The 24121-nt window shown below is 42.9% G+C and carries 40 protein-coding genes and 1 pseudogene; 36 read left to right on the plus strand and 5 right to left on the minus strand.

What is annotated here, in order from left to right:
- Positions 1-32: 32 nt before the first annotated feature.
- The 4 genes from AB5916_RS05630 to AB5916_RS05645 form a co-directional block, all read right to left on the minus strand.
- Positions 33-389 (minus strand): SpoVA/SpoVAEb family sporulation membrane protein, encoded by a 357-nt coding sequence (locus AB5916_RS05630; protein ID WP_158421120.1) that lies wholly within the window; start codon positions 387-389, stop codon positions 33-35.
- Between the two features lie 39 nt (positions 390-428).
- Positions 429-1505, minus strand: a complete 1077-nt coding sequence (locus tag AB5916_RS05635; RefSeq protein WP_368189682.1) for a stage V sporulation protein AD — start codon at positions 1503-1505, stop codon at positions 429-431.
- Positions 1502-1963, minus strand: coding sequence for a SpoVA/SpoVAEb family sporulation membrane protein (locus tag AB5916_RS05640; RefSeq protein ID WP_173727024.1), 462 nt, complete (start codon positions 1961-1963; stop codon positions 1502-1504). Before AB5916_RS05640 ends, AB5916_RS05635 begins: the two co-directional genes overlap by 4 nt.
- A 62-nt stretch (positions 1964-2025) precedes the next feature.
- On the minus strand, positions 2026-2445 hold the full coding sequence (locus AB5916_RS05645) for a stage V sporulation protein AB (protein ID WP_158421018.1): 420 nt from the start codon (positions 2443-2445) through the stop codon (positions 2026-2028).
- 190 nt (positions 2446-2635) lie between these two features.
- On the opposite strand from AB5916_RS05645, the gene murB reads away from it, so the two are divergent.
- The 30 genes from murB (at position 2636) to infA (ending at position 19931) form a co-directional block, all read left to right on the plus strand.
- The gene (gene murB / locus AB5916_RS05650) at positions 2636-3547 is read left to right on the plus strand and encodes a UDP-N-acetylmuramate dehydrogenase (protein WP_368189684.1); all 912 of its coding nucleotides are present in this window, start codon (positions 2636-2638) and stop codon (positions 3545-3547) included.
- Between the two features lie 13 nt (positions 3548-3560).
- The gene (rapZ, locus tag AB5916_RS05655) at positions 3561-4436 is read left to right on the plus strand and encodes an RNase adapter RapZ (protein ID WP_368189685.1); all 876 of its coding nucleotides are present in this window, start codon (positions 3561-3563) and stop codon (positions 4434-4436) included.
- A 14-nt stretch (positions 4437-4450) separates the two neighbouring features.
- On the plus strand, positions 4451-5410 hold the full coding sequence (gene whiA / locus AB5916_RS05660; protein WP_158421021.1) for a DNA-binding protein WhiA: 960 nt from the start codon (positions 4451-4453) through the stop codon (positions 5408-5410).
- Entirely contained in the window at positions 5407-5661 is a 255-nt protein-coding gene (locus tag AB5916_RS05665; RefSeq protein ID WP_158421022.1) for an HPr family phosphocarrier protein, read from the plus strand. Before whiA ends, AB5916_RS05665 begins: the two co-directional genes overlap by 4 nt.
- 50 nt (positions 5662-5711) lie before the next feature.
- Complete coding sequence (locus AB5916_RS05670; RefSeq protein ID WP_173726986.1) at positions 5712-6791, plus strand: hypothetical protein; 1080 nt, start codon at positions 5712-5714, stop codon at positions 6789-6791.
- A 397-nt stretch (positions 6792-7188) separates the two neighbouring features.
- Positions 7189-7506, plus strand: coding sequence for a 30S ribosomal protein S10 (gene rpsJ / locus AB5916_RS05675; RefSeq protein ID WP_158421024.1), 318 nt, complete (start codon positions 7189-7191; stop codon positions 7504-7506).
- Between the two features lie 95 nt (positions 7507-7601).
- Positions 7602-8234, plus strand: coding sequence for a 50S ribosomal protein L3 (gene rplC / locus AB5916_RS05680; RefSeq protein WP_158421025.1), 633 nt, complete (start codon positions 7602-7604; stop codon positions 8232-8234).
- 21 nt (positions 8235-8255) lie between these two features.
- On the plus strand, positions 8256-8876 hold the full coding sequence (rplD, locus tag AB5916_RS05685; protein ID WP_158421026.1) for a 50S ribosomal protein L4: 621 nt from the start codon (positions 8256-8258) through the stop codon (positions 8874-8876).
- The gene (gene rplW / locus AB5916_RS05690) at positions 8876-9175 is read left to right on the plus strand and encodes a 50S ribosomal protein L23 (protein WP_158421027.1); all 300 of its coding nucleotides are present in this window, start codon (positions 8876-8878) and stop codon (positions 9173-9175) included. Before rplD ends, rplW begins: the two co-directional genes overlap by 1 nt.
- Before the next feature lie 193 nt (positions 9176-9368).
- Complete coding sequence (rplB, locus tag AB5916_RS05695) at positions 9369-10214, plus strand: 50S ribosomal protein L2 (protein WP_368189687.1); 846 nt, start codon at positions 9369-9371, stop codon at positions 10212-10214.
- A gap of 15 nt (positions 10215-10229) precedes the next feature.
- Entirely contained in the window at positions 10230-10511 is a 282-nt protein-coding gene (gene rpsS / locus AB5916_RS05700) for a 30S ribosomal protein S19 (protein ID WP_173726988.1), read from the plus strand.
- Between the two features lie 117 nt (positions 10512-10628).
- The gene (rplV, locus tag AB5916_RS05705; protein WP_158421030.1) at positions 10629-11018 is read left to right on the plus strand and encodes a 50S ribosomal protein L22; all 390 of its coding nucleotides are present in this window, start codon (positions 10629-10631) and stop codon (positions 11016-11018) included.
- An 11-nt stretch (positions 11019-11029) separates the two neighbouring features.
- Positions 11030-11686 (plus strand): 30S ribosomal protein S3, encoded by a 657-nt coding sequence (rpsC, locus tag AB5916_RS05710; RefSeq protein WP_173726989.1) that lies wholly within the window; start codon positions 11030-11032, stop codon positions 11684-11686.
- Complete coding sequence (gene rplP / locus AB5916_RS05715) at positions 11686-12123, plus strand: 50S ribosomal protein L16 (RefSeq protein ID WP_158421032.1); 438 nt, start codon at positions 11686-11688, stop codon at positions 12121-12123. Before rpsC ends, rplP begins: the two co-directional genes overlap by 1 nt.
- Entirely contained in the window at positions 12113-12322 is a 210-nt protein-coding gene (gene rpmC / locus AB5916_RS05720; RefSeq protein WP_158421033.1) for a 50S ribosomal protein L29, read from the plus strand. The genes rplP and rpmC overlap by 11 nt, the downstream gene beginning before the upstream one ends.
- Positions 12323-12343: 21 nt before the next feature.
- A complete protein-coding gene (gene rpsQ, locus AB5916_RS05725; protein ID WP_008707264.1) occupies positions 12344-12598 on the plus strand; it encodes a 30S ribosomal protein S17 in 255 nt (84 codons plus the stop codon).
- A gap of 14 nt (positions 12599-12612) precedes the next feature.
- On the plus strand, positions 12613-12981 hold the full coding sequence (gene rplN / locus AB5916_RS05730; protein ID WP_019162495.1) for a 50S ribosomal protein L14: 369 nt from the start codon (positions 12613-12615) through the stop codon (positions 12979-12981).
- 11 nt (positions 12982-12992) lie between these two features.
- A complete protein-coding gene (gene rplX / locus AB5916_RS05735; RefSeq protein WP_158421034.1) occupies positions 12993-13307 on the plus strand; it encodes a 50S ribosomal protein L24 in 315 nt (104 codons plus the stop codon).
- A gap of 22 nt (positions 13308-13329) precedes the next feature.
- Positions 13330-13869, plus strand: a complete 540-nt coding sequence (gene rplE, locus AB5916_RS05740) for a 50S ribosomal protein L5 (RefSeq protein ID WP_368189690.1) — start codon at positions 13330-13332, stop codon at positions 13867-13869.
- Positions 13870-13888: 19 nt separating this feature from the next.
- Positions 13889-14074, plus strand: coding sequence for a type Z 30S ribosomal protein S14 (locus AB5916_RS05745; protein WP_158421036.1), 186 nt, complete (start codon positions 13889-13891; stop codon positions 14072-14074).
- A 102-nt stretch (positions 14075-14176) separates the two neighbouring features.
- Positions 14177-14578 carry a 30S ribosomal protein S8 gene (gene rpsH / locus AB5916_RS05750; protein WP_158421037.1) on the plus strand — a complete coding sequence of 134 codons (402 nt, stop codon included), beginning with the start codon at positions 14177-14179 and terminating at the stop codon, positions 14576-14578.
- A gap of 98 nt (positions 14579-14676) precedes the next feature.
- Positions 14677-15216: a 50S ribosomal protein L6 gene (rplF, locus tag AB5916_RS05755; RefSeq protein WP_158421038.1), complete on the plus strand. Its 540-nt coding sequence runs from the start codon at positions 14677-14679 to the stop codon at positions 15214-15216.
- Between the two features lie 17 nt (positions 15217-15233).
- Positions 15234-15602, plus strand: coding sequence for a 50S ribosomal protein L18 (gene rplR / locus AB5916_RS05760; RefSeq protein ID WP_158421039.1), 369 nt, complete (start codon positions 15234-15236; stop codon positions 15600-15602).
- 18 nt (positions 15603-15620) lie between these two features.
- On the plus strand, positions 15621-16130 hold the full coding sequence (rpsE, locus tag AB5916_RS05765; protein WP_158421040.1) for a 30S ribosomal protein S5: 510 nt from the start codon (positions 15621-15623) through the stop codon (positions 16128-16130).
- Between the two features lie 14 nt (positions 16131-16144).
- Entirely contained in the window at positions 16145-16327 is a 183-nt protein-coding gene (gene rpmD, locus AB5916_RS05770; RefSeq protein WP_117852555.1) for a 50S ribosomal protein L30, read from the plus strand.
- A 37-nt stretch (positions 16328-16364) separates the two neighbouring features.
- A complete protein-coding gene (gene rplO / locus AB5916_RS05775) occupies positions 16365-16805 on the plus strand; it encodes a 50S ribosomal protein L15 (protein ID WP_158421041.1) in 441 nt (146 codons plus the stop codon).
- Complete coding sequence (gene secY, locus AB5916_RS05780; RefSeq protein ID WP_158421042.1) at positions 16805-18121, plus strand: preprotein translocase subunit SecY; 1317 nt, start codon at positions 16805-16807, stop codon at positions 18119-18121. Before rplO ends, secY begins: the two co-directional genes overlap by 1 nt.
- A gap of 98 nt (positions 18122-18219) precedes the next feature.
- On the plus strand, positions 18220-18864 hold the full coding sequence (locus tag AB5916_RS05785) for an adenylate kinase (RefSeq protein WP_173726991.1): 645 nt from the start codon (positions 18220-18222) through the stop codon (positions 18862-18864).
- A 14-nt stretch (positions 18865-18878) separates the two neighbouring features.
- Complete coding sequence (gene map / locus AB5916_RS05790) at positions 18879-19634, plus strand: type I methionyl aminopeptidase (RefSeq protein ID WP_158421044.1); 756 nt, start codon at positions 18879-18881, stop codon at positions 19632-19634.
- Positions 19635-19712: 78 nt separating this feature from the next.
- Positions 19713-19931: a translation initiation factor IF-1 gene (gene infA / locus AB5916_RS05795; protein ID WP_005428560.1), complete on the plus strand. Its 219-nt coding sequence runs from the start codon at positions 19713-19715 to the stop codon at positions 19929-19931.
- A 60-nt stretch (positions 19932-19991) separates the two neighbouring features.
- On the opposite strand, the pseudogene AB5916_RS05800 reads toward infA, so the two are convergent.
- A pseudogene (locus AB5916_RS05800) lies at positions 19992-20183 on the minus strand (hypothetical protein); the annotation flags it as partial.
- A 280-nt stretch (positions 20184-20463) separates the two neighbouring features.
- On the opposite strand from AB5916_RS05800, the gene rpmJ reads away from it, so the two are divergent.
- The 6 genes from rpmJ to AB5916_RS05830 all read left to right on the plus strand — a co-directional run bounded on the left by rpmJ (position 20464) and on the right by AB5916_RS05830 (position 23952).
- Entirely contained in the window at positions 20464-20577 is a 114-nt protein-coding gene (gene rpmJ / locus AB5916_RS05805) for a 50S ribosomal protein L36 (protein ID WP_003022746.1), read from the plus strand.
- A 294-nt stretch (positions 20578-20871) separates the two neighbouring features.
- A complete protein-coding gene (rpsM, locus tag AB5916_RS05810) occupies positions 20872-21240 on the plus strand; it encodes a 30S ribosomal protein S13 (RefSeq protein WP_158421045.1) in 369 nt (122 codons plus the stop codon).
- Positions 21241-21289: 49 nt separating this feature from the next.
- A complete protein-coding gene (gene rpsK, locus AB5916_RS05815) occupies positions 21290-21685 on the plus strand; it encodes a 30S ribosomal protein S11 (RefSeq protein ID WP_158421046.1) in 396 nt (131 codons plus the stop codon).
- A gap of 18 nt (positions 21686-21703) precedes the next feature.
- Entirely contained in the window at positions 21704-22297 is a 594-nt protein-coding gene (gene rpsD / locus AB5916_RS05820) for a 30S ribosomal protein S4 (RefSeq protein ID WP_158421047.1), read from the plus strand.
- Positions 22298-22357: 60 nt separating this feature from the next.
- Positions 22358-23311, plus strand: coding sequence for a DNA-directed RNA polymerase subunit alpha (locus AB5916_RS05825; RefSeq protein ID WP_158421048.1), 954 nt, complete (start codon positions 22358-22360; stop codon positions 23309-23311).
- Between the two features lie 104 nt (positions 23312-23415).
- Complete coding sequence (locus tag AB5916_RS05830; RefSeq protein ID WP_158421049.1) at positions 23416-23952, plus strand: bL17 family ribosomal protein; 537 nt, start codon at positions 23416-23418, stop codon at positions 23950-23952.
- The last annotated feature ends 169 nt before the right edge of the window (positions 23953-24121 follow it).

Consider the following 24121-nt stretch of genomic DNA (forward strand, 5'->3'; position numbering starts at 1 on the left):
CTTCCTCCATTGTTTTGGTTGCTCGACTTGAATTACTCTTTCATTTTAGGTTTAAAGATCAGACTGGCAATATAGGAAAAAATCAGGGCTGCTGAAATGCCGGCAGCACAGGCTGTAAAGCCTCCCGTGAAAAGCCCAAGCACGCCGTTTTCATTAATAGCTTCTTTCATTCCTATCCATAATGTGTTTCCAAATCCAAGAAGGGGGACTCCGGCTCCGGCCCCGGCATAATCCAGCAGGGGCTGATAAAGCCCAAGTGCACCCAGAAGTGTACCGGTACATACAAGAAGCACCATTACTCTTCCTGGCATCAGTTTTGTTTTATCCAGTAGGATCTGGACCAGGGCACAGATTAGGCCACCCACCCAGAATGCATTCAGGTAATCCATAATAACCTCCATTTATGTTTTTTCTTTAGGTTTTTTGCATTACAAAGAAACATGCTCCAATACAACTCCATGGGCAATACCTGGAATGGAATCGCCTTCATTAAAAGTGGTTTTGGAAAGAAGAGCTCCAGTAGGAACAAAAAGAACTTTTTTCCATGCGCCGGAAAGAAGCTTTGGCAGGATATAGGCAGCAAGAACAGTTGCAGCACAGCCACAGCCGCTGCCACCGGAATGTGTATCCTGGGACGGATTATCAAAGATCAGAAGGCCGCAGTCCTGATGACGGCTTTGGATATCAATGTTTTCTTTTAAGAGAAGATCCAGCAAAATATGTTGTCCTACATCTCCCAGATCCCCGGTGATGATCTGGTCATAATCGGATGGCTTTCTATGAAAGTCCAGTAAATTCTGGCAGATGGTGTGACAGGCGGCAGGTGCCATACAGGCCCCCATATTCATGGAATCTTTAAAGCCATAATCCACCAGGGTTCCTGTGGTGATTCCGGTGATTTGTATACAGCTTTTTCCGGTACGAAGAGGAGAAGGCATGACAGTGCTTTTTTCAGCTGGTGGAGCAGAAGAAAGAATGCAGGCACCGCTTCCTGTAACTGTCCAGGTGGCAGATAAAGGTCTTTGATTGCCATAGCCTAAAGGAAAACGAAATTCCTTTTCTGCACTGGCAAAATGGCTGGAGGTGGCACAGAGAACATGATCTCCATAACCGGCTGCTACAGCCATGGAGCCAAGGGAAAGTGATTCACCCATGGTAGAACAGGCACCGAAAAGTCCGTAAAAGGGAATGCCCATATCGGCAATCCCGAAGGAAGAGGCAGTAGTCTGGGCAAGAAGATCGCCTGCAAAAACCATCCGCAGATCTTGCGGACTAAGACCAGCCTTTTGGATAGCAAGAAAGGCGGCTTGTTTCTGCATGGTACTTTCTGCGGCTTCCCAGGTATCCATTCCAAACATTGGGTCTTCCCATACCTGATCAAAGCAGGAACCAAGTGGACCTTCTCCTTCTTTTTTTCCTGCAACAGATGCACAGCTCTGGATAAATACAGGCCTGTGGAAGGATATGCTTGCTTTGCCTGTCTGTTGATTTTCTGTTATATTCATGATGCTACTCCTATCATTTTTAAAATGTAATAGATAATGCCAAGACACCAGGAACTTAAAATGCCATAAAGGATCACAGGTCCTGCAATGGTGAAGATTTTGCAGCCAATACCAAAAACCTGGCCTTCTGCTTTATATTCAATAGCAGGTGCTGCCACGGAATTTGCAAATCCGGTGATAGGAACCAGGCTTCCTGCGCCTCCAAATTTCCCAATCTTAGGGTAAATATTTAACCCGGTAAGCAATACACTGATGAAAACCAGGGTAACAGAACACCAGATCCGGGCCTCATCCAGATCACTACCCATCCAGAGGAACAGATTTGTAATCCCCTGCCCGGCCGTACAGATCAGCCCTCCGGTAAGAAAGGCTTTTGCCATGTTTATACCAAGATTATGGGATGGAGTGATTTCTTTTACGTACTTCTCATATTCTTTTTGCTCAGTCTGCTTGTTCATATTATCCATAACAACCTCCTGCTGCAGATGATTTATAATGTAAGGACCTACAGATCTTAAGATTAGGGGAACCATTCTTTATAATAGTAGAATAAAGATCCTAAGGTTTTTCCCAGGGCAATGGACAGGATCACCTTGGGCAGACCTTCTGAAAATCTGGCTCGTCTTGCAAAGATAGGGAAAATGTCTGCTACTTCTGCTAATGCCATGATCCAGCCGCCGAGGAAAAGTCCTGAGAAAAGACCATAGAGAATGAGAAAGAGCAATCCGCCAGGAATCTGCCATTTCCAAAGGAAAAAAAGATTTCCCAGAACAGTTCCAAGAAGAATGGAATCTTCATATAATAAGATATGTTTTCCGGTATGGGTGATCCCTGCATATCTGGGAATAATGGAAAGGCCGATGAGAAGGCCGACTTCTCCGCCTGCAATTATAATGCCTGCGGAAAAACCAATCATAATAAGCAATAACTGATTCCACATATAAGCTCCTTCCTTGAGCATGTTTTAAGGTCATTTACCTGCTTTCGCATAAGCATAAGTGGATCGGACCTTTTAACACTGTAATCATAGTATTTGGAAAAAAGAAAAAAATATGTGTTATCCTGTACTTTTTTTTCATCAGATGGTAAAATAGACAGCGTACTTGAATAGAAAGATAGAGGATTTTTTTGTGAAACAGAGATTAATAGAAGAATTAACAGAACTGCTGGGAAATGACAGGGTGCTTACAAACGAGCCTATGAGCCGCCATACAACATTCCGGATCGGAGGGCCGGCAGATCTTTTTCTCCTTCCTAATACAGTAGAAGAAATAAAGAAGATCCGTGAGATATGTATCCGGGAGCAAGAATCATATTTTATCCTGGGCAATGGAAGTAATCTGCTGGTAAGCGACAGTGGTTTTCGTGGCGTGATCATTCAGACATACAGAAATCTGGCGCAGATCCAGGTGGAGGAAGATTGCATCCGTGCACAGGCAGGAGCACTCCTTTCAGGGATCGCCCAGGCAGCCAAAGCAGCTTCTCTTACAGGCTTTGAATTTGCTGCAGGCATTCCTGGTACATTAGGCGGGGCTGTGGTGATGAATGCAGGGGCCTATGGAGGCGAAATGAAAGATGTGCTAAAAGAAGCTACTGTACTGGATAGTGAAGGGCAGATCCGTCGTATCCCTGCCGGGAAGCTGGCAATGGGATATAGAACCAGTGTGATCAAAGAAGCCGGATATATGGTGCTCGAAGCAGTGATTTCCCTGAAAAAAGGGGATCCGGATCAGATCCGGGAAACAATGAAGGATCTGACACAGAGAAGGATCAGCAAACAGCCGCTGGAATATCCAAGTGCAGGCAGCACTTTTAAGCGTCCGGAAGGATATTTTGCAGGCAAGCTGATCATGGACAGCGGCCTTCGGGGGTTTACCCATGGAGGAGCGCAGGTTTCAGAAAAGCACTGTGGCTTTGTGATCAATACAGGGGGTGCTACAGCCAGGGATGTATGTGAGCTGATGGAACATGTGCAGAAAACAGTTTACGAGAAATACAATGTAAAGCTTGAACCGGAAGTAAAATTTCTGGGAGATTTTTAACAGGAGATAAAAAATGCGATTTGTGATTGTGACAGGAGTATCAGGTGCAGGGAAAACAGCAGCCTTAAAAATGCTGGAGGATGCAAGATATTTCTGCGTGGATAATCTGCCTATTCCGCTTCTTGAGAAGTTTGTATCACTGATGCCGGAGATCCACGGAGAGGATGTACAGAATGTAGCGCTTGGTATTGATGCAAGAAGCGGATCCATGGGAGAATTGGAACTGATCCTGGATAAGATGCAGGAAGCAGGTTATCAGTTTGAAATACTTTTTATGGATGCAGAGGATGCTGTTCTTGTGAAACGATATAAAGAAACAAGAAGGAGCCATCCATTGGCAATGTCCGGACGGATCGATGAAGGGATCCGTCTGGAAAGGAAGAAAATGGAGTTCCTGCGCAGAAAGGCTGATTATATTATCGATACCAGCCATCTGCTTACCAGGGAATTGCGTCAGGAAATAGACAAGATATTTGTGGACAATGAAGAATTCAAGAATATGATGATCTCTGTCCTATCCTTTGGATTCAAATACGGGATCCCGGCAGATGCTGATTTGGTATTTGATGTCCGCTTCCTTCCAAACCCTTATTATGTGGATGAACTTCGGCCTATGACAGGGCTTGATGACAGTGTATTCAATTATGTAATGGACAATGAGACTGCCAAAAGGTTTATGGGAAAGCTGGAGGATATGGTGAATTTTCTGATTCCCAATTATGTTCAGGAGGGAAAAACAAGCCTGGTAATCGCCATAGGATGTACAGGCGGTAAGCATCGTTCTGTTACCATTGCAAGGGAACTATACAGCAGGCTGATCAAGAATAATGAGTACGGTTTTCGCCTGGAACACAGGGATGTAGAGAAGGACCGGCTTCTTAAAAAATAAAAAGGAGTGGGAAGATGTCTTTTTCAGGGATGGTGAAAGAAGAACTTTCCAAGCGTACAGGAGCATCCAGGCACTGCCAGATCGCAGAGCTGGCTGCGATGTATCTGTTATGCGGCAAACTGAAGTGTACCCAGGGTCAGGAACTGGTTTTATGGGTGCAGACGGAAAATCAGTGGGTTGCAAGAAAGTGCTTTACAATTTTGCAAAAAACATTTAATATAGAAACAGATATTACCGTTCATGAGAGCGCACATCTTAAGAGATGTAGAGTTTATCATGTGACCACACGGGAGACGGAACAGGCTCTGGAAATTCTTGAGGCTGTGAAGCTTGTTGTGAAGGGAAGCAGCGATGGTACGCTTAAGCTTGGCAATACAATGATCCTTCAGAGGAATTGCTGTAAGCGTGCATTTATACGGGGAGCTTTTCTTACATCAGGTTCCATCAGCGATCCACAGAAAGGATACCATTTCGAGATTGTCTGTCCTGATGAAGAAAAAGCACAACAGTTGCAGGAGATCATCCGCAGTTTTCATATTGATGCGAAGATCGTTTTACGTAAGAAATCATACGTGGTCTATGTGAAAGAAGGTGCGCAGATCGTTGATATACTGGCCGTTATGGAGGCGAATGTGGCACTGATGGATCTGGAGAATATCCGTATCCTGAAAGAAATGCGTAATTCAGTCAACCGTAAGGTGAATTGTGAGACTGCGAATATTAACAAAACGGTAAATGCAGCAGTGAAGCAGGTGGAGGATATACGACTGATCGAAAGAAAGGCCGGGTTTGAAAGCCTGAGTGAAGGCCTGGGGGAGATCGCCAGACTGCGGCTGCAATATCCGGAGGCTACATTAAAAGAATTAGGAATGATGTTGAACCCTCAGGTGGGAAAGTCAGGTGTAAACCACAGATTGAGAAAGCTTTCAATGATTGCGGAGGAACTGAGGGGGGACGAGGAGGAATTATTATGATCAAAAAACCAATCATCATTAATCTGTCTACTGGTCTGGAGGCGCGTCCTGTTGCTCAGCTTGTACAGGTGGCAAGTCAGTTCAACAGTGAGATTCATGTAGAGATTGGCAAGAAAAAAGTAAATGCCAAAAGTATTATGGGTATGATGACACTGGGGTTGGACACAGGTGAGGAGATCACTCTTTATGTAAATGGAGAGGATGAAGAAGCTGCGATGGACAGCATTGAGAAATATCTGAGCAATCAGTAAGATACAGTGCTTTGCATGTTAAAGCCATATGAAAGAGAGGAATGTTTAAAATGTCAAAGGTACTGAAGTTTATTGTACATTTTGTGGTGATCTGCACCATATTAAGTATACTTGCACTGGCATTACCTCCGTTTTTCGGAGTAACTACAGAGATTCGCGATCATGCAGACCAGGAATCCAATCTTCCTATGGGTTCAGTTACATATGCGATCCCTGTGAAGTCATCTGAGATGACAGTGGGAGACAGAATCCTTGCACAGAAAGATGATAATGCATGGCGTTATGATATTGCCAGCGTTGACCTTGCCAGTGGCACAGGCACAGCAGTGAATCCAGATGCCCTGGAAGAGTCCCCTGTGAATCTTTCTATTGGCGAATATATGCCGAAAGTTGTAGTGACAATTCCGCTGATTGGTTATCTTATGGTAGCCACACAGAGTATTGAAGGGCTGATCATTCTGGCACTTGCAGTATTTTTCCTGATTATCTTGTACGTGATCGCAGAGCTCTGGAAAAAGGATCCAAAGGAAGAAGATCTTCCAGAGGATACAGAACCGGGATATGTGAAATCCAAAAAGGAACTGAAGCTGGAAGAAAAGAAAAAAGAACGCCTCTTGAGAGAAGAAGAGCGTGAGATCAAAGCGGAAAGCAAAAAGAACAAGAAGAAACCGAAGCGTACAGTACGTACCGGTGGTTTTGTTGATGAGATCGAAGAGGACGATCCAGACGAGGAAGAGGATGAACGTCCGGAGAAAGCGGTTCAGACAGCTACCAGCGAAGCTCATGAAGTCCTGAAAAAGGAGATTGCAGCCGCTACTGCGGAAGATGATTATCAGCAGCCAGTACGCAAAAAAAAACAGCAGCTGGACGAGACAAGGAAAGTGGTAACACACAAAAAAAAAGTCCAAATCCCCGATACCTTGGAGGAGTCGGTGAAAGAAGAGATTCCTGAAAAACCGGTCAAGCTAAAAAGAATGGCAATTCCGAGAATGACAGCTGCACAGCTTGCTGACAAAGCAAAGGCTGAAGGAGATTCGCCGGAGATCGTAAGAGATGATATTACAAAGGTGACACTTCTTGATTATTCTGATATCTTTGCAGAAGAAGAGGATGAAGACGAAGAAGAATGATCCTTTACCTGGTATAAGAGGACAGTAAAACGCCTGGGAAGTACAAAAGTATTTCCACAGGCGTTTATTACATAATAGGAAATTACCCCATAATGTTCCAACTGCTTGTTTTTAAAAAAATACAATTTTTTTTGAAAAAGCCTTGCAATTAGAAATAAGATTGTGTATACTGTTACTTGCTGTGACATGATAGCTATGAAGCGAGAGGTTGCTACCACATGGTAGGTTTTCCGTGGAGCGAATGTCAAGTTAGGAAACTGACGACAAGTCACTGTACAAGTTCAGAAGACCATCTAGGGATGGGCGTGTGGAAAGATGTCTTAGGACACACACGGAGATGTGTACAGTCGCCGCTTGTCGTACTGATTGTGAGTACGAATAGGAGGAGACTTTTTTTATGGCAAATCAGGTAATGAGAATCACATTAAAAGCTTATGATCATCAGTTAGTAGATGCATCTGCAGCTAAAATCATCGACACTGTAAAGAAGAATGGAGCAACAGTAAGCGGACCGGTACCGCTTCCTACTAAGAAGGAAGTTGTTACAATCCTGCGTGCTGTTCACAAATATAAAGACTCCAGAGAACAGTTTGAGCAGAGAACACATAAGAGACTGATCGATATCGTAGCACCTACCCAGAAGACAGTAGACGCACTGTCCAGACTGGAGATGCCGGCAGGCGTTCACATCGACATCAAGATGAAAACAAAATAATTGAACGCATTGCTTTCCTAATGTAAATGCATGAGCATTTAGCTATTTATTATATGATTACCTATCCGGGTAATCCGCTATAGGAGGAAGAAAGAATGAAGAAAGCTATTTTAGCTACAAAAGTTGGAATGACGCAGATCTTCAACGATGAAGGAATGCTGATTCCTGTAACCGTATTACAGGCAGGTCCATGTGTCGTTACTCAGGTTAAGACAGAGGAGAACGACGGATATGCAGCAGTTCAGGTTGGCTTTGGCGAGATCAGAGAGAAACTGGTTAACAAGCCGGAGAAAGGCCACTTTACAAAAGCTGGCGTTGACGTAAAGAGATTCCTGAAAGAGTTCCATTTTGACAACGCAGCTGAATATGAAGTAGGACAGGAAATTAAAGCTGATATCTTTACAGCAGGTGAGCATATTGATGCAACAGCTGTTTCTAAAGGTAAAGGTTTCCAGGGCGCGATCAAGAGACACGGACAGTCCAGAGGACCTATGGCTCATGGTTCCAAGTATCATCGCCATGCAGGTTCAAATGGTGCTTGTTCTGATCCGAGCAAGGTTTTCAAAGGAAAACACATGGCTGGACATATGGGACATGAGCAGGTGACAGTTCAGAACCTTGAGATCGTACGTGTAGATGCTGAGAATAACTTACTGTTAGTTAAGGGTGCTGTTCCAGGACCTAAGAAATCTTTGGTAACAATCAAAGAGACAGTAAAGTCCTTATAATGAGAAAGGAGGAGCACACAGATGGCAAACGTAACTGTTTATAATATGGAAGGCAAAGAAGTTGGAACAATGGAGCTGAATGATGCAGTGTTTGGTGTTGAGATCAACGAGCATCTTGTTCATCTTGCAGTTGTTCGCCAGCTTGCAAATAAACGCCAGGGTACTCAGAAAGCTAAAACACGTTCTGAAGTAAGCGGCGGTGGAAGAAAACCATGGAGACAGAAAGGAACTGGTCATGCAAGACAGGGTTCCATCCGTGCAGCACAGTGGACAGGCGGCGGAATTATTTTTGCTCCTACTCCAAGAGATTATGAAGTAAAGATCAATAAGAAGGAAAGAAGAGCTGCATTAAAATCCGCTCTTACTTCCAAAGTTCAGGATAACAAGCTGATCGTTGTAGACGAGCTGAAGCTTGACCAGATCAAGACAAAAGAGATGCAGAAGGTTCTTACAAACCTGAAAGCAGAGAAAGCTCTTGTTGTTACTGCACAGGATGACAAAAATGTGATCCTTTCTGCAAGAAACATCACTGATGTACAGACTGCTACACCGGGAACAATCAATGTATACGATGTTATGAAACACGGCGCATTAGTTGTTACCAAAGACGCTGTAGCAACAATCGAGGAGGTGTACGCATAATGGCAGACATTAAGTATTACGATGTAATCCTGAAACCTGTGATTACTGAAAAGTCCATGAATGCTATGGGAGAAAAGAAGTACACATTCTTAGTACACCCGGAAGCAAATAAAACACAGATTAAAGAAGCTGTGGAGAAAATGTTTGAAGGAACAAAGGTTAAAGCTGTAAATACAATGAACCTTGACGGTAAGAAAAGACGTCGTGGTATGGTTGTTGGAAAAACAGCTAAGACTAAAAAGGCTATCGTTGCCCTTACAGAGGACAGCAAGGATATCGAGATTTTTGAAGGCCTTTAATTAACAGGTTGCGATGTGCGGGCGCACTTCGGAAGCTATGCTTCCTCAGTCGCGTTACACGCTTACAAGTCTTCATAAGAGTTCAGCCTTGCATGCAAGCATGACGGCTTCCCTCTTATGAATCCTTGGCGCTCTGTTCATCGCGGATATACGCATTCAAAAGCGTGAGAACAAATTTGAAAGGAGAACTGAAATGGGAATCAAGAGTTATAACCCATATACACCGTCCAGAAGACATATGACCGGTTCTGACTTCTCTGAGATTACTGCTGCAAAGCCAGAGAAATCATTGGTTGTTTCCTTAAAGAAAAGCGCCGGCCGTAACAATCAGGGTAAAATTACTGTAAGACACCGCGGAGGCGGAAGCAGAAGAAAATATAGAATCATCGATTTCAAGAGAAGAAAAGATGGTGTTCCGGCAATTGTTAAGACTATCGAGTATGATCCGAATAGAACAGCAAATATCGCACTGATCTGCTATGCAGATGGTGAGAAAGCTTACATCCTTGCTCCGGAAGGACTGAAGGTTGGTCAGAAGATCATGAATGGTCCGGAAGCTGAGGTTCGTGTTGGTAACTGCCTTCCATTAGAGCTGATCCCGGTTGGTACTATGATTCATAACATTGAGCTTCATCCTGGAAAGGGCGGACAGATGGTTCGTTCTGCTGGTAACGGTGCTCAGTTAATGGCAAAAGAAGGAAAATATGCTACTCTTCGTCTTCCATCTGGCGAGATGAGAATGGTTCCGATCGTATGCCGTGCTACTGTAGGTATTATCGGAAACGGAGACCACAATCTGATTAATATTGGTAAAGCAGGACGTAAACGTAACATGGGTATCAGACCTACCGTTCGTGGTTCTGTCATGAACCCTAACGACCATCCACATGGTGGTGGTGAAGGAAAGACCGGTATCGGACGTCCAGGTCCGTGTACTCCTTGGGGTAAACCGGCTCTCGGCCTGAAGACCAGAAAGAAAAACAAACAGTCCAACAAGCTCATCGTAAGAAGACGCGATGGCAAAGCTTTATCAAAATAATAAGGAGGATTAAGAATGTCTCGTTCACTGAAAAAAGGACCTTTTGCAGATGAGAGCTTACTGAAAAAGATCGATGCTTTAAATGCTGCAAATGATAAATCCGTTATTAAAACATGGTCTCGTCGTTCCACAATCTTCCCGTCCTTCGTTGGACATACAATTGCTGTCCATGACGGAAGAAAGCATGTTCCGGTATACGTTACAGAGGACATGGTAGGACACAAGCTTGGCGAGTTCGTGGTTACAAGAACTTACAGAGGACACGGTAAAGACGAAAAGAAATCCGGCGTTCGCTAGTTAGCACATACAATGTGTTATTCACCTGGACACTTAATGAACCGTAAGGCGATTTAAGTGACCAAGGTGTTCTGATATAAGATGTATATTGAATAAGACGAAAGGAGGCACTTAAAAATGGCAAAGGGACATAGAAGCCAGATTAAGAGAGCCAGAAATGAGAGTAATAGAGAGACAAGGCCGTCTGCAAAATTATCTTATGCAAGAATTTCTGTTCAGAAAGCCTGCTACGTATTAGATGCAATCCGTGGCAAAGATGTGCAGACAGCACTTGGAATCCTGACATATAATCCGAGATACGCTTCCAGCGTTGTAAAGAAGCTGCTTGAGTCAGCTGTTGCAAATGCTGAGAATAACAACGGAATGAACGCAGACAACCTCTATGTTGCAGCGTGCTTTGCAAACAAAGGACCTACAATGAAGAGAATTCAGCCGAGAGCACAGGGTAGGGCTTACAGAATCGAGAAGAGAACAAGCCATATCACCATCGTGCTGGATGAAAGATAAGGAGGAAAAACATGGGACAGAAAGTTAACCCACATGGCCTTAGAGTCGGTGTTATCAAAGATTGGGATTCAAGATGGTATGCTGAAGGCGAATTCGCAGACTATCTGGTAGAAGATTACAATATCAGATCTTTCCTGAAAAAGAAATTATACAGCGCAGGTGTTTCCAAGATTGAGATCGAGAGAGCATCTGATAGAGTAAAGATCATCATCTATACAGCAAAACCTGGTATCGTTATCGGTAAAGGCGGAGCTGAGATCGAGAAAGTTAAAGCAGAGCTTGCTAAATACACAACAAAGAAATTAATCGTTGACATCAAAGAGGTTAAGAGACCTGACAGAGATGCTCAGTTAGTAGCAGAGAACATTGCATTACAGCTTGAGAACCGTATCTCCTTCAGACGTGCAATGAAATCTACAATGCAGAGAACTATGAAGGCCGGAGCAAAAGGTATCAAAACATCCGTATCCGGACGTCTTGGCGGTGCTGATATGGCTCGTACAGAGTTCTACAGCGAAGGTACTATTCCGCTTCAGACACTTCGTGCAGATATTGATTATGGTTTTGCGGAAGCTGACACCACCTACGGAAAAGTGGGCGTAAAGGCTTGGGTTTACAACGGTGAGGTACTTCCGACTAAAGGAACTAAGGAAGGGAGCGATAAATAATGTTAATGCCAAAAAGAGTAAAACGTCGTAAACAATTCCGTGGCTCCATGAGAGGCAAAGCACTTAGAGGCAACCAGATCAATTACGGTGATTTCGGCCTTGTTGCTACAGAGCCTTGCTGGATTAGATCAAATCAGATCGAGGCAGCCCGTGTTGCTATGACTCGTTATATCAAACGTGGTGGTAAAGTTTGGATCAAGATTTTCCCAGACAAACCGGTAACAGCAAAACCGGCAGAAACTCGTATGGGTTCCGGAAAAGGTGCTCTGGAGTACTGGGTTGCAGTTGTTAAGCCAGGTCGTGTAATGTTCGAGATCGCAGGTGTATCCGAGGATATCGCTCGTGAGGCGTTGCGTCTTGCAATGCACAAGTTACCATGCAAATGTAAAATAGTTTCTCGTGCAGAGTTAGAAGGCGGTGATAACAGTGAAAATTGATAAATTCGTAGAAGATTTAAGAACAAAATCAGCTTCTGAATTAAATGAAGAATTAGTAGCTGCTAAGAAAGAACTTTTCAATCTGAGATTTCAGAATGCAACAAATCAATTAGACAATACCGGACGAATCAAAGAGGTTCGCAGAAATATTGCCAGAATCCAGACAGTAATCACTGAGCAGGCTAACGCTTCCAAATAGTGAATATAGGAGGAAACAATCGTGGAAAGAAATCTGAGAAAAACCCGTGTGGGTAAGGTTGTCAGCAATAAGATGGACAAGACCATTGTAGTTGCTATTGAAGACCATGTAAAACATCCTCTTTACAAAAAAATCGTGAAGAGAACATATAAATTAAAGGCTCATGATGAAAATAATGAGTGCAATATTGGTGATACCGTTAAAGTAATGGAGACCAGACCGTTGTCCAAGGACAAAAGATGGAGACTGGTTGAGATTGTAGAGAAAGTGAAATAAGGAGGAAGACCAGTATGATTCAGCAGGAAACAAGACTGAAAGTTGCCGACAACACTGGTGCAAAAGAAATCCTTTGTATTCGTGTTATGGGTGGCTCTACAAGAAGATATGCAAATATTGGCGATACTATCGTTGCTACTGTCAAAGATGCAACACCAGGCGGCGTTGTTAAGAAAGGTGATGTAGTAAAGGCAGTTGTAGTTAGAACAAAGAAGGGCGCTCGTCGTAAAGATGGATCCTATATCCGTTTCGATGAAAATGCTGCCGTAATCATTAAAGACGACTTAACTCCGAGAGGAACACGTATCTTTGGACCAGTTGCCAGAGAACTTCGTGAGAAGAAATTCATGAAGATCGTTTCCTTAGCTCCGGAAGTATTATAGGAGGGTGCCTAATGTCAGCTATGAAAATTAAAAAAGGCGATACTGTTACAGTAATCGCTGGAAAAGATAAAGGTAAAGAAGGAAAAGTTCTTGCAGTAAATGCAAAGAACAGCACAGTTCTTGTTGAGAACGTAAATGTTGTTACAAAGCATACCAAACCGTCTGCTGCAAACCAGCAGGGTGGAATCGTTACAAAGGAAGCTCCTCTTCACATCTCCAATGTTATGTTACTTGTTGATGGAAAAGCTACCAGAGTAGGTTTCCAGATGAACGGAGACAAAAAAGTTCGTGTTGCTAAAGCAACCGGTAAAGTAATTGATGATTAATTGAGAGAGGAGGCAGACATAAGTGAGTAGATTAAAAGAGCTTTACAAAAATGAGATCATGGATGCCATGACCAAAAAATTCGGATACAAAAATGTTATGGAAGTGCCAAAACTCGAGAAAATCGTCATTAACATGGGTGTTGGTGAAGCAAAAGAAAACGCAAAACTTCTTGATGCTGCAATCGCTGATATGGAACTGATCACAGGTCAGAAAGCAATTGCAACAAAAGCTAAGAAATCCGTTGCTAACTTCAAGATCAGAGAAGGAATGCCTATCGGATGTAAGGTTACATTAAGAGGAGAAAAGATGTATGAGTTCGCTGATCGTCTTATCAATCTTGCTCTTCCGCGTGTACGTGACTTCCGTGGTGTTAATCCTAATGCTTTCGACGGCAGAGGAAACTATGCACTGGGTATTAAAGAGCAGCTGATCTTCCCTGAGGTAGAGTATGATAAGGTTGATAAAGTAAGAGGTATGGACATTATCTTCGTTACCACAGCTAAGACAGATGAAGAAGCCCGCGAATTACTGACATTATTCAATATGCCGTTTGCAAAGTAATTGATAGGAGGAAAGATTCATGGCTAAAACAGCAATGAAAATCAAACAGCAGCGTGGATCCAAATTCTCTACTAGAGAGTACAACCGTTGCAAAATTTGTGGACGTCCACATGCATATTTAAGAAAATACGGAATCTGCAGAATCTGCTTCCGTGAGTTAGCTTACAAGGGTCAGATCCCGGGAGTTAAGAAAGCTAGCTGGTAAATCGAAGCACTTAATGAGCAAGATCCGTTGCTGAACAAGGTAACACGTAAATTATTAAAATATATCTAAGACATGTAAAGTCTGAATGAGGAGGAAACTTACATGACAATGAGCGATCCAATCGCAGATATGCTTACAAGAATTCGTAATGCTAATACTGCAAAACATGACACAGTAGACGTTCCGGCATCTAAAATGAAAATTGCAATCGCAAATATTCTTTTAGATGAGGGATATATCACAAAGTATGATTTAGTTGAGGATGGAGCAAGCAAGACAATCCATATCACACTGAAATACGGTGAAGACAAAAACGAGAAGATCATTACTGGTTTAAAGAGAATCTCCAAACCAGGTCTTCGTGTGTATGCTGGTAAAGATGAGCTTCCAAAGGTTCTTGGTGGACTTGGTGTAGCAATCATCTCTACAAACAAGGGCGTTATCACAGATAAAGAAGCTCGTAAACAGCAGGTAGGCGGCGAGGTACTGGCATTCGTTTGGTAAGCAGGTAAGCTTACACTGATGCACACCAAAGACGCAGCACTGAAAACAGAGGGGATACAGTTTCCCCTCCGATAATCTAAGTAAGGAGGACACACAGTATGTCACGAATCGGTAGACTTCCAGTTGCTATCCCGGCAGGAGTTGAGGTATCTATTGCTGAGGGTAATGTAGTAACTGTAAAGGGACCAAAAGGAACACTTGAAAGAGCGCTTCCTACAGAAATGGAAATCAAAGTTGAAGATGGTCATGTAGTAGTAGCAAGACCAAATGATCTTAAGAAGATGAAATCCCTTCATGGATTGACCAGAAGCCTTATCCACAACATGGTAGTCGGAGTAAGCGAAGGCTATTCCAAAACACTTGAAGTAAACGGTGTTGGTTATAAAGCAGCAAAACAGGGTAAAAAGCTTGTATTAAGCCTTGGATATTCTCACCCAGTTGAAATGGAAGATCCGGATGGTATTGAGACAAAAGTTGAAGACAACAAGATCGTCGTATCCGGTATCAGCAAAGAGAAGGTTGGACAGTTTGCGGCTGAAATCAGAGATAAGAGAAGACCTGAGCCATATAAGGGCAAAGGTATTAAGTATTCTGATGAAGTTATCAGACGTAAAGTTGGTAAGACTGGTAAGAAATAATTAAGGAGAGTGAGAAAATGATTAATAAAGCATCTAGGGCGGAAATTCGTCAGAATAAGCATAGAAGATTACGTCATCATTTAAACGGCACTGCTACGACTCCTCGTCTTGCAGTATTTCGTTCAAACAAGCATATGTATGCACAGATTATCGATGACACTGTTGGCAAGACTTTAGTATCTGCTTCTACTCTTCAGAAAGATGTAAAAGCACAGCTTGAGAACACAGACGATGTAGCAGCTGCAGCAGCTCTTGGTACCGTGATCGGTAAAAAGGCTTTGGAAGCTGGCATCGAAAGCGTAGTTTTTGACAGAGGCGGTTACATTTACCATGGTAAAGTAAAAGCATTGGCAGAGGCAGCAAGAGAAGCTGGACTGAAATTCTAAAAGGAGGAGCGAAAACACATGAAACGTAATCTTATTGATGCTAGTCAGTTAGAATTAGAAGATAAAGTAGTGTCAATCAAGCGTGTTACAAAGGTTGTTAAAGGTGGTCGTAACTTCCGTTTCACAGCTTTAGTTGTTGTCGGTGACGGCAATGGACACGTTGGCGCAGGTTTAGGAAAAGCAGCCGAGATTCCTGAAGCAATCCGCAAAGGAAAAGAGGATGCAATGAAGAAATTAGTTACAGTTGCCAGAGATGAGAATGGTTCTATTACCCATGATTTTGTAGGAAACTACGGAAGCGCACAGATGCTTCTGAAGAGAGCTCCGGAAGGTACTGGAGTCATCGCTGGTGGTCCTGCACGTGCGGTAATCGAGTTAGCAGGTATCAAAAATATCCGTACAAAATGTATGGGATCCAGAAATAAACAGAATGTTGTTCTTGCTACCATCGAAGGCTTAAGACAGTTAAAGACTCCGGAAGAAGTTGCTAAACTTCGCGGTAAATCTGTTGATGAGATTCTGGCTTAAGGAGGAATACGAAAATGGCAAACACATTAAAAGTTACATTAGTAAAATCTCCTATTGGCGCAGTTCCGAAGCACAAACTGACTGTTAAGGCTATGGGTCTTACAAAGATGCATAAAACAGTTGAGATGCCGGATAATGCTGCAACCAGAGGAATGATTCAGCAGGTACAGCACCTGGTTAAAGTAGAAGAAGCATAATAGTTAAAAGAGTTGAATACTAAAAGGAGGTGCCAATATGGAATTATCAAACTTAAGACCAGCTGATGGTTCTAAGCATAGCGATAACTTCAGAAGAGGCCGTGGACATGGTTCAGGAAACGGCAAAACAGCCGGAAAAGGCCATAAAGGACAGTTAGCACGTTCCGGACATAAGAAACCGGGATTTGAAGGTGGACAGATGCCTTTATACAGACGTCTGCCAAAGAGAGGATTCACAAACAGAAATTCTAAAGAGATTATTGCAATCAATGTTGACATTCTGAACCGTTTTGAGGATGGTGCAGAAGTAACTGTTGAGAGTTTACTTGAAAGCAGAGCAATTTCCAAAGCAGGAGATGGAGTTAAGATCCTTGGAAATGGCGAGTTGACAAAGAAACTTAATGTCAAAGTAAATGCTGTCAGCGAGACTGCAAAAGCAAAAATCGAAGCTGCTGGTGGTACCGTCGAGGTGATCTAATGTTAGAAAATCTGAAAAATATTTTCAGAGTTAAAGAAATGCGGCGTAAACTTCTCTATGTACTGTGGATGATTCTTGTGATCCGTATTGGATCACAGCTCCCAGTACCTGGAGTTGACAGTGATTTCTTTAAGGACTGGTTTAAACAGAATACCGGCGATGCATTCAATTTCTTTGATGCATTTACCGGTGGTTCCTTTACTCAGATGTCGATCTTTGCATTGAACATTACACCGTACATTACTTCTTCCATTATCATGCAGCTGCTTACCATTGCCATTCCGGCACTGGAAGAGATGCAGAGAGATGGTGAAGAAGGAAGGAAAAAGATCACAGCGATCACCCGTTATGTAACGGTTGGTCTTGCTCTGTTTGAGTCAATTGCCATGGCAATCGGATTCGGACGTCAGGGTCTTATTCCGAACATGACCTTCTTCAAAGGATTTACAGTTGTTGTGTGTCTGACAGCTGGTTCAGCAATGCTTATGTGGATTGGTGAGCGTATTACTGAGAAGGGCGTTGGAAATGGTATTTCTATCGTGCTTACTGTTAATATCGTATCCCGTGTCCCAAGTGATCTGACAGTTCTGTATGAGAACTTTATCAAAGGTAAGACTATCGCAAAAGGAATGCTTGCCGGATTGATCATTGCAGCGATCATTATCGCAATGGTTGTTTTCGTTCTGATCCTGAACGGCGCAGAGAGAAGAATTCCTGTACAGTATTCCAGGAAGATGGTTGGAAGAAAGCTTATGGGCGGACAGACGACCAATATTCCTTTGAAGGTTAATACAGCAGGTGTAATCCCTGTTATTTTTGCTTCTTCTATTATGTCCTTCCCGGGTGTGATCGCCCAGATGGCAGGAAAGGCAAATAGTACAGGTATTGGCGGTGAGATCCTTCGTGGTCTTTCTTCCAACAACTGGTGTAATCCAAGCCAGCTTCAGTATACCTGGGGACTGGTAGTGTACATCTTACTTTGTGTATTCTTTGCATATTTCTATACTTCCATTACCTTTAATCCACTGGAAGTAGCAGACAATATCAAGAAACAGGGTGGTTTTATCCCAGGTATCAGACCTGGTAAGCCTACGTCTGATTATCTGACCAAAATCCTGAATTATATAATCTTTATTGGTGTAGTTGGCCTTATTATTGTGGCAGTTATTCCGTTCTTCTTTAACGGTGTATTTGGAGCAAATGTTTCTTTTGGTGGTACATCTATCATCATTATCGTAGGAGTTATCCTTGAAACTGTGAAACAGATCGAGTCCCAGATGCTTGTCCGCAATTACAAGGGCTTCCTGAACGAATAAAGCCATGATAAGGTTGCGGTGCTATTTTGCATCGCAGCCTTGCTTAAAATAAGGAAACCTATAATAATCCCATAGTAATTCCATGCAGGAGGTATTTTATGAGAATCGTTATGTTAGGAGCGCCGGGAGCCGGCAAGGGTACACAGGCCAAGAAGATTGCTGCAAAATATGGTATTCCCCATATTTCCACAGGCGATATTTTCCGTGCAAACATCAAAAACGGGACGGAACTTGGCAAAAAAGCAAAAACATATATGGATCAGGGGCTTTTAGTACCGGACGAGCTTACATGCGACCTTGTTGTAGACAGGATCCAGCAGTCAGATGCAGAAAATGGTTATGTTCTTGATGGATTTCCAAGAACAATTCCACAGGCAGAGTGTCTGACAAAAGCACTTGAGAAACTGGGAAGCAAGATCGATTATGCAATTGATGTAGATGTTCCGGATGAAAACATTGTAAGACGTATGGGTGGAAGACGTGCCTGCCTGAAATGCGGTGCAACTTATCATGTTGTTTATGCATCACCAAAGACAGAAGGTGTATGCGATGCATGTGGAGAAGATCTGGTTCTTCGTGATGACGACAAGCCAGAGACTGTGCAGAAGCGTCTGAATGTGTACCATGAACAGACACAGCCACTGATTGATTATTATACAAACCAGGGTGTTTTAAAGACAGTAGATGGAACCAGGGACCTTGAAGAGGTATTTGGGGATATCGTGACTATTCTTGGTGAATAAAACGGGGAAAACAAATGTCAGTTACTATAAAAACAGAGCATGAAATCCAACTTATGAGGGAATCCGGACATCTTCTTGAAAAGGTGCATGATGGACTGATCCCTTATATTAAACCTGGAATTACAACAAAGGAACTGGATCATATCGGCGAAGAAATGATTCGTTCACTGGGATGTATTCCAAACTTTTTAAATTATGGAGGTTTTCCAGGATCTTTCTGTATCAGCCTGAATGACGAGGTTGTTCATGGGATTCCTTCGGAGGAGAAGGTTATAAGGGATGGTGATCTGGTGAAGATCGATGCCGGATTGATTTACAAAGGATACCATTCAGATGCAGCGCGTACCTATGCAGTGGGCGAAGTATCCCAGGAGGCAAGGCAGCTGATGGATGTGACCAGGCAGTCCTTCTTCGAGGGAATTAAGTATGCGAAAGCAGGAAATCATCTTAATGACATATCAAAGGCAATTGGGGCATATGCGGCAAAATACCATTATGGTATTGTCCGTGACCTGGTTGGCCATGGGATTGGCACACATCTTCACGAAGATCCGCAAATTCCTAATTTCCCGCAGAAACGCAGAGGCGTTAAGCTAATACCGGGGATGACACTTGCTATTGAGCCAATGATCAATCTGGGGCGTCCGGATGTAGTATGGCTGGATGATGAGTGGACTGTTGTAACAATGGATGGTTCTCTTTCAGCTCATTATGAGAATACGATCCTGATCACAGATGGTGAACCGGAGATTCTGACGCTTACTAAATAATTGAAATATTCGTAACTGTGAGGGTATTCTACAGGTACAAATACTCGTTTTCAGATGACAGACACAGGAGGTTAATCAATGTCAAAAGCAGATGTTATTGAAGTGGAAGGAACTGTTCTGGAAAAACTTCCAAATGCAATGTTTAAGGTTGAACTGGAGAATAAACATGTGGTTCTTGCACATATCAGCGGAAAGCTGCGCATGAACTTCATCCGTATTCTTCCGGGAGATAAAGTAACGATTGAACTTTCACCATATGATTTGTCCAAGGGTAGGATCATCTGGAGAGATAAATAAGATCCGTTTTAAGCTTGCAAACAAAGGCTGCTGTATTTATTCCTATCATAGGAGTGCTACAGCAGCTTTTTTACGCCCGGGTTTAGCGCAGCGGTACATAGCCAGGGCAGCTCCTGGAAGACCAAAGATCATGAATATAAATTCCCCTGAAAAATACCGTGTAGCATCTGCACTGAAATGGGTGATATTAGCAGCATCCGCCAGCTGGGCAAAGAAAATATTCTGTCCACCAGAAACCAGCTGTCCTGCCACATAGGAGGAACCATGGCGATGGGAAGCATGAAGCTTAGCCAAATCCTTTGCAGTACACCGAATATTTTATCTTTCATCAGGATTTCCTCCGGAAATAGTTTTTTAGATACATGAATGGCCATCATTTATTTCTGATTATTATTAAGAAAAAAAACAAAAATATACTTGCTTTTTGGAAATAATAATGTTAAAATACACTTTGTACGCATGTATAGTCTTTGTATACGTGCGCCCATACTGCAGATTTTAATGCTATATTTTACGGAAGGAGGATTTCCAAGTGAAAGTAAGATCATCTGTAAAACCGATCTGCGAAAAATGCAAGGTCATTAAAAGAAAAGGATCTATCAGAATTATCTGTGAGAATCCAAAACACAAACAGCGTCAGGGTTGATGTCTGGATTGTGTGGTATGCGGCTGCAGTTGAGACACCCGGACAGGTTGTCAGGACTGATGAAATAATGAACTATTCATGTATTGCCTAATACCGAGAGGCGACGTTGGCCCGTTGGCCGCAACAAATCGGAAAGGCCGCAACACGCCAAAGCGGCTGGGTGTATTACCGAGGCACCCCAATTAGGAATGAAGGAGAAGGCAGCGTACAGATGCACCCCATTTCACCTTGTAGAAATACAAGTGGTGTACAGGACGAAAGGCTTTCAGTAAAAGAAAATGGAGGAAACAGTACATGGCTCGTATAGCTGGTGTAGACTTACCAAGAGAGAAAAGAATTGAGATCGGCCTTACCTATATTTATGGTATCGGCAGAGCAAGTGCAGACAAGATCCTTGCACAGGCAGGTGTTAATCCTGACACACGTGTCAGAGACCTGACAGACGAGGATGTTAAGAAAATCAGTGCTGTCATTGATGAAACAATGATGGTAGAAGGAGATCTTCGTAGAGAAATCGCCCTCAACATTAAGAGACTGCAGGAAATCGGATGCTACAGAGGTATCCGTCATCGTAAAGGACTTCCGGTTCGTGGACAGAAGACTAAGACAAATGCCAGAACACGTAAAGGTCCGAAGAGAACAGTAGCAAATAAGAAGAAATAATACCTTATAAATAATTAATCGAAAAAGGAAAGCGTAGGTTAGTTTTAAAATGGCAAAAACAACGAAAAGAACGGTAACAAAACGTCGTGTCAAGAAAAACGTTGAACATGGACAGGCACATATTCAGTCATCCTTCAATAACACAATCGTTACACTGACTGACAGCGAAGGAAATGCTCTTTCCTGGGCAAGTGCTGGTGGTCTTGGATTTAGAGGTTCAAGGAAATCTACCCCTTATGCAGCACAGATGGCTGCTGAGACAGCTACAAAAGCTGCTTTGATTCATGGATTAAAAACTGTAGACGTTATGGTAAAAGGACCTGGTTCAGGCCGTGAGGCAGCTATCCGTGCCCTTCAGGCATGCGGTCTTGAAGTAACAAGCATCCGTGACGTAACACCGGTTCCTCACAATGGATGTCGTCCACCAAAACGCAGAAGAGTTTAATTTAGGAGGTAAGCCACAATGGCAGTAGATAGAACACCGGTCCTGAAGAGATGCAGATCTCTTGGCCTTGACCCGATTTATTTAGGAATTGATAAGAAATCCACAAGACAGTTAAAACGTGCTAACCGTAAATTATCTGAGTACGGTATGCAGTTAAGAGAAAAACAGAAAGCAAAATTCATTTACGGCGTACTTGAGAAACCTTTCCGTAACTACTACAAGAAAGCCGACAGAATGAAAGGTCAGACAGGTGAGAACCTGATGATCATGCTTGAGACAAGACTTGACAATGTAATCTTCCGTATGGGCTTTGCCAGAACAAGAAGAGAAGCTCGTCAGATCGTAGATCACAAGCATGTACTGGTAAATGGCAAATGTGTAAACATTCCGTCTTACCTGATCAAAGCTGGTGATACAGTTGAAATCAAAGAAAGCTGCAAAGGCTCAGAGAGATACAAAGGTATTCTGGAGATCACAGGCGGAAGACTTGTTCCGAACTGGCTGGATGTTGACCAGGAGAACTTAAAAGGCGTTGTTAAAGAGCTTCCTACAAGAGAAGAGATCGACGTTCCTGTAGAAGAGATGCTTATCGTCGAGTTGTATTCCAGATAAGCCCTTTGAATCATAAATACCCTCAAATGTTGATTAAACCCAGAAGGAGGGAACATTAAAGTGTTTGATTTCAATAAACCTAAAATCGAAATCACCGAAAAATCCGAGAAATTTGGAAGATTCGTGGTAGAGCCTCTTGAAAGAGGATATGGTACTACACTTGGCAATTCACTTCGGAGAATCATGCTGTCCTCCCTGCCGGGAGCCGCAGTAAGCCAGGTTAAGATCGAAGGCGTGCTTCATGAGTTCAGCTCCATTCCTGGAGTTAAAGAAGACGTTACTGAGATCATCATGAATCTGAAAAGCCTTGCCATCAAGAATAACAGTACTGACAACGAGCCAAAGACCGCATACATTGAGTGTGAGGGCAAGGGTGTAGTAACTGCTGCTGATATTCAGGCTGATCAGGACATTGAGATCATGAATCCAGATCAGGTTATCGCTACACTGAACGGTGGAAAAGACTGCAGACTGGCAATGGAGCTTACCATTACCAAAGGCCGCGGTTATGTAAGTGCTGACAAAGGCAAGACAGATGACATGCCTATCGGTGTGATCGCTGTAGATGCTATCTACACTCCTGTAGACAGAGTCAACATGACTGTTCAGAATACCCGAGTTGGTCAGGTTACAGATTTCGATAAACTTACATTAGATGTATACACAAATGGAACACTGGATCCGGATGAGGCTGTCAGCCTTGCTGCTAAGGTGTTAAGTGAGCATTTAAGCCTTTTCATTGACCTTTCCGAGAATGCAAGAACCGCAGAAGTCATGATCGAGAAAGAAGATAACGAGAAAGAAAAAGTTCTTGAGATGAGCATTGATGAGCTTGAACTTTCCGTCCGCTCCTACAATTGCTTGAAGAGAGCCGGTATTAATACTGTTGAAGAACTTTGCAACAAAACTTCCGATGATATGATGAAGGTTCGTAATCTGGGTCGTAAGTCACTGGAAGAGGTACTTGCAAAACTGAAAGAACTTGGTCTGCAGCTTCAGCCTACTGAGGAATAAGCAGCCAGGACACATGCAATGATAATTACAGTGGGATGCCAAAGCAGCGGTACAGTAAGACCGAACAAGCATGTACCGCTGTCCCACAGATGGAGGAAAATAACATGGCAAAATATAGAAAATTAAGCAGAACATCTGATCAGAGAAAAGCACTCCTCAGAAGCCAGGTAACAAGTCTTTTATACCATGGAAAGATCGTTACCACTGAAGCAAAAGCTAAAGAGGTTCGTAAGATCGCTGAGAGCATGATCGCTATGGCTGTTCGCGAGAGAGATAACTTCGAGACAGTTACTGTAACTGCTAAAGTTGCAAGAAAAGATGCTGAAGGCAAAAGAGTCAAAGAAGTTGTAGACGGCAAGAAGAAAACCGTATACGATGAAGTTCAGAAAGAGATCAAGAAAGATTCTCCTTCCAGACTGCATGCTCGTCGCCAGATGCTGAAAGTATTCTATCCTGTAAAAGAGGTTCCGGTAAAAGCTGCTGGAAGAAAGAAAAACACAAAGGATATTGATCTTGTTAAGAAAATGTTTGAAGAGATCGCTCCTAAGTATGCTAACCGTAACGGCGGTTACACAAGAATCGTAAAGATCGGCCAGCGTAAAGGTGATGGCGCTATGGAAGTTCTGCTGGAGCTTGTTTAATTTACCATATTGAATTGTGAACTGCTGCAAGACTGCAGGTATTTAGCCTGTTGTTCCTGCAGCAGTTTTTTTGTGTAACAGAATATTACTCTGTAATGATTTATTGTTCATGTTGTTCAAAAAAACTGTAATGTTGTATTACACAAAAAGAAATTGCGGTCTGTACTTT

This window comes from Blautia sp. 1033sp1_1033st1_G9_1033SCRN_220408 (assembly GCF_040929965.1).
GTDB lineage: Bacteria > Bacillota > Clostridia > Lachnospirales > Lachnospiraceae > Blautia_A > Blautia_A ammoniilytica.

Bases quoted from the DNA above. Each gene is read 5' to 3' on its own strand.
- AB5916_RS05745 (WP_158421036.1), top strand. From the start codon at position 13,889: ATGGCTAAAACAGCAATGAAAATCAAACAGCAGCGTGGATCCAAATTC.
- whiA (WP_158421021.1), top strand. From the start codon at position 4,451: ATGTCTTTTTCAGGGATGGTGAAAGAAGAACTTTCCAAGCGTACAGGA.
- rpsM (WP_158421045.1), top strand. From the start codon at position 20,872: ATGGCTCGTATAGCTGGTGTAGACTTACCAAGAGAGAAAAGAATTGAG.
- AB5916_RS05645 (WP_158421018.1), bottom strand. From the start codon at position 2,445: ATGTGGAATCAGTTATTGCTTATTATGATTGGTTTTTCCGCAGGCATT.
- rpsE (WP_158421040.1), top strand. From the start codon at position 15,621: ATGAAACGTAATCTTATTGATGCTAGTCAGTTAGAATTAGAAGATAAA.
- rpsS (WP_173726988.1), top strand. From the start codon at position 10,230: ATGTCTCGTTCACTGAAAAAAGGACCTTTTGCAGATGAGAGCTTACTG.
- AB5916_RS05830 (WP_158421049.1), top strand. From the start codon at position 23,416: ATGGCAAAATATAGAAAATTAAGCAGAACATCTGATCAGAGAAAAGCA.
- rpmD (WP_117852555.1), top strand. From the start codon at position 16,145: ATGGCAAACACATTAAAAGTTACATTAGTAAAATCTCCTATTGGCGCA.
- AB5916_RS05670 (WP_173726986.1), top strand. From the start codon at position 5,712: ATGTCAAAGGTACTGAAGTTTATTGTACATTTTGTGGTGATCTGCACC.
- rpsH (WP_158421037.1), top strand. From the start codon at position 14,177: ATGACAATGAGCGATCCAATCGCAGATATGCTTACAAGAATTCGTAAT.
- AB5916_RS05785 (WP_173726991.1), top strand. From the start codon at position 18,220: ATGAGAATCGTTATGTTAGGAGCGCCGGGAGCCGGCAAGGGTACACAG.
- rplX (WP_158421034.1), top strand. From the start codon at position 12,993: ATGTCAGCTATGAAAATTAAAAAAGGCGATACTGTTACAGTAATCGCT.
- secY (WP_158421042.1), top strand. From the start codon at position 16,805: ATGTTAGAAAATCTGAAAAATATTTTCAGAGTTAAAGAAATGCGGCGT.
- rplO (WP_158421041.1), top strand. From the start codon at position 16,365: ATGGAATTATCAAACTTAAGACCAGCTGATGGTTCTAAGCATAGCGAT.
- AB5916_RS05640 (WP_173727024.1), bottom strand. From the start codon at position 1,963: ATGAACAAGCAGACTGAGCAAAAAGAATATGAGAAGTACGTAAAAGAA.
- AB5916_RS05630 (WP_158421120.1), bottom strand. From the start codon at position 389: ATGGATTACCTGAATGCATTCTGGGTGGGTGGCCTAATCTGTGCCCTG.
- rplR (WP_158421039.1), top strand. From the start codon at position 15,234: ATGATTAATAAAGCATCTAGGGCGGAAATTCGTCAGAATAAGCATAGA.
- AB5916_RS05635 (WP_368189682.1), bottom strand. From the start codon at position 1,505: ATGAATATAACAGAAAATCAACAGACAGGCAAAGCAAGCATATCCTTC.
- rplN (WP_019162495.1), top strand. From the start codon at position 12,613: ATGATTCAGCAGGAAACAAGACTGAAAGTTGCCGACAACACTGGTGCA.
- rpsC (WP_173726989.1), top strand. From the start codon at position 11,030: ATGGGACAGAAAGTTAACCCACATGGCCTTAGAGTCGGTGTTATCAAA.
- rplV (WP_158421030.1), top strand. From the start codon at position 10,629: ATGGCAAAGGGACATAGAAGCCAGATTAAGAGAGCCAGAAATGAGAGT.
- AB5916_RS05665 (WP_158421022.1), top strand. From the start codon at position 5,407: ATGATCAAAAAACCAATCATCATTAATCTGTCTACTGGTCTGGAGGCG.
- rpsK (WP_158421046.1), top strand. From the start codon at position 21,290: ATGGCAAAAACAACGAAAAGAACGGTAACAAAACGTCGTGTCAAGAAA.
- map (WP_158421044.1), top strand. From the start codon at position 18,879: ATGTCAGTTACTATAAAAACAGAGCATGAAATCCAACTTATGAGGGAA.
- rplW (WP_158421027.1), top strand. From the start codon at position 8,876: ATGGCAGACATTAAGTATTACGATGTAATCCTGAAACCTGTGATTACT.
- rplB (WP_368189687.1), top strand. From the start codon at position 9,369: ATGGGAATCAAGAGTTATAACCCATATACACCGTCCAGAAGACATATG.
- rplD (WP_158421026.1), top strand. From the start codon at position 8,256: ATGGCAAACGTAACTGTTTATAATATGGAAGGCAAAGAAGTTGGAACA.
- rpsD (WP_158421047.1), top strand. From the start codon at position 21,704: ATGGCAGTAGATAGAACACCGGTCCTGAAGAGATGCAGATCTCTTGGC.
- rplF (WP_158421038.1), top strand. From the start codon at position 14,677: ATGTCACGAATCGGTAGACTTCCAGTTGCTATCCCGGCAGGAGTTGAG.
- rplP (WP_158421032.1), top strand. From the start codon at position 11,686: ATGTTAATGCCAAAAAGAGTAAAACGTCGTAAACAATTCCGTGGCTCC.
- rapZ (WP_368189685.1), top strand. From the start codon at position 3,561: ATGCGATTTGTGATTGTGACAGGAGTATCAGGTGCAGGGAAAACAGCA.
- rpsJ (WP_158421024.1), top strand. From the start codon at position 7,189: ATGGCAAATCAGGTAATGAGAATCACATTAAAAGCTTATGATCATCAG.
- infA (WP_005428560.1), top strand. From the start codon at position 19,713: ATGTCAAAAGCAGATGTTATTGAAGTGGAAGGAACTGTTCTGGAAAAA.
- rplC (WP_158421025.1), top strand. From the start codon at position 7,602: ATGAAGAAAGCTATTTTAGCTACAAAAGTTGGAATGACGCAGATCTTC.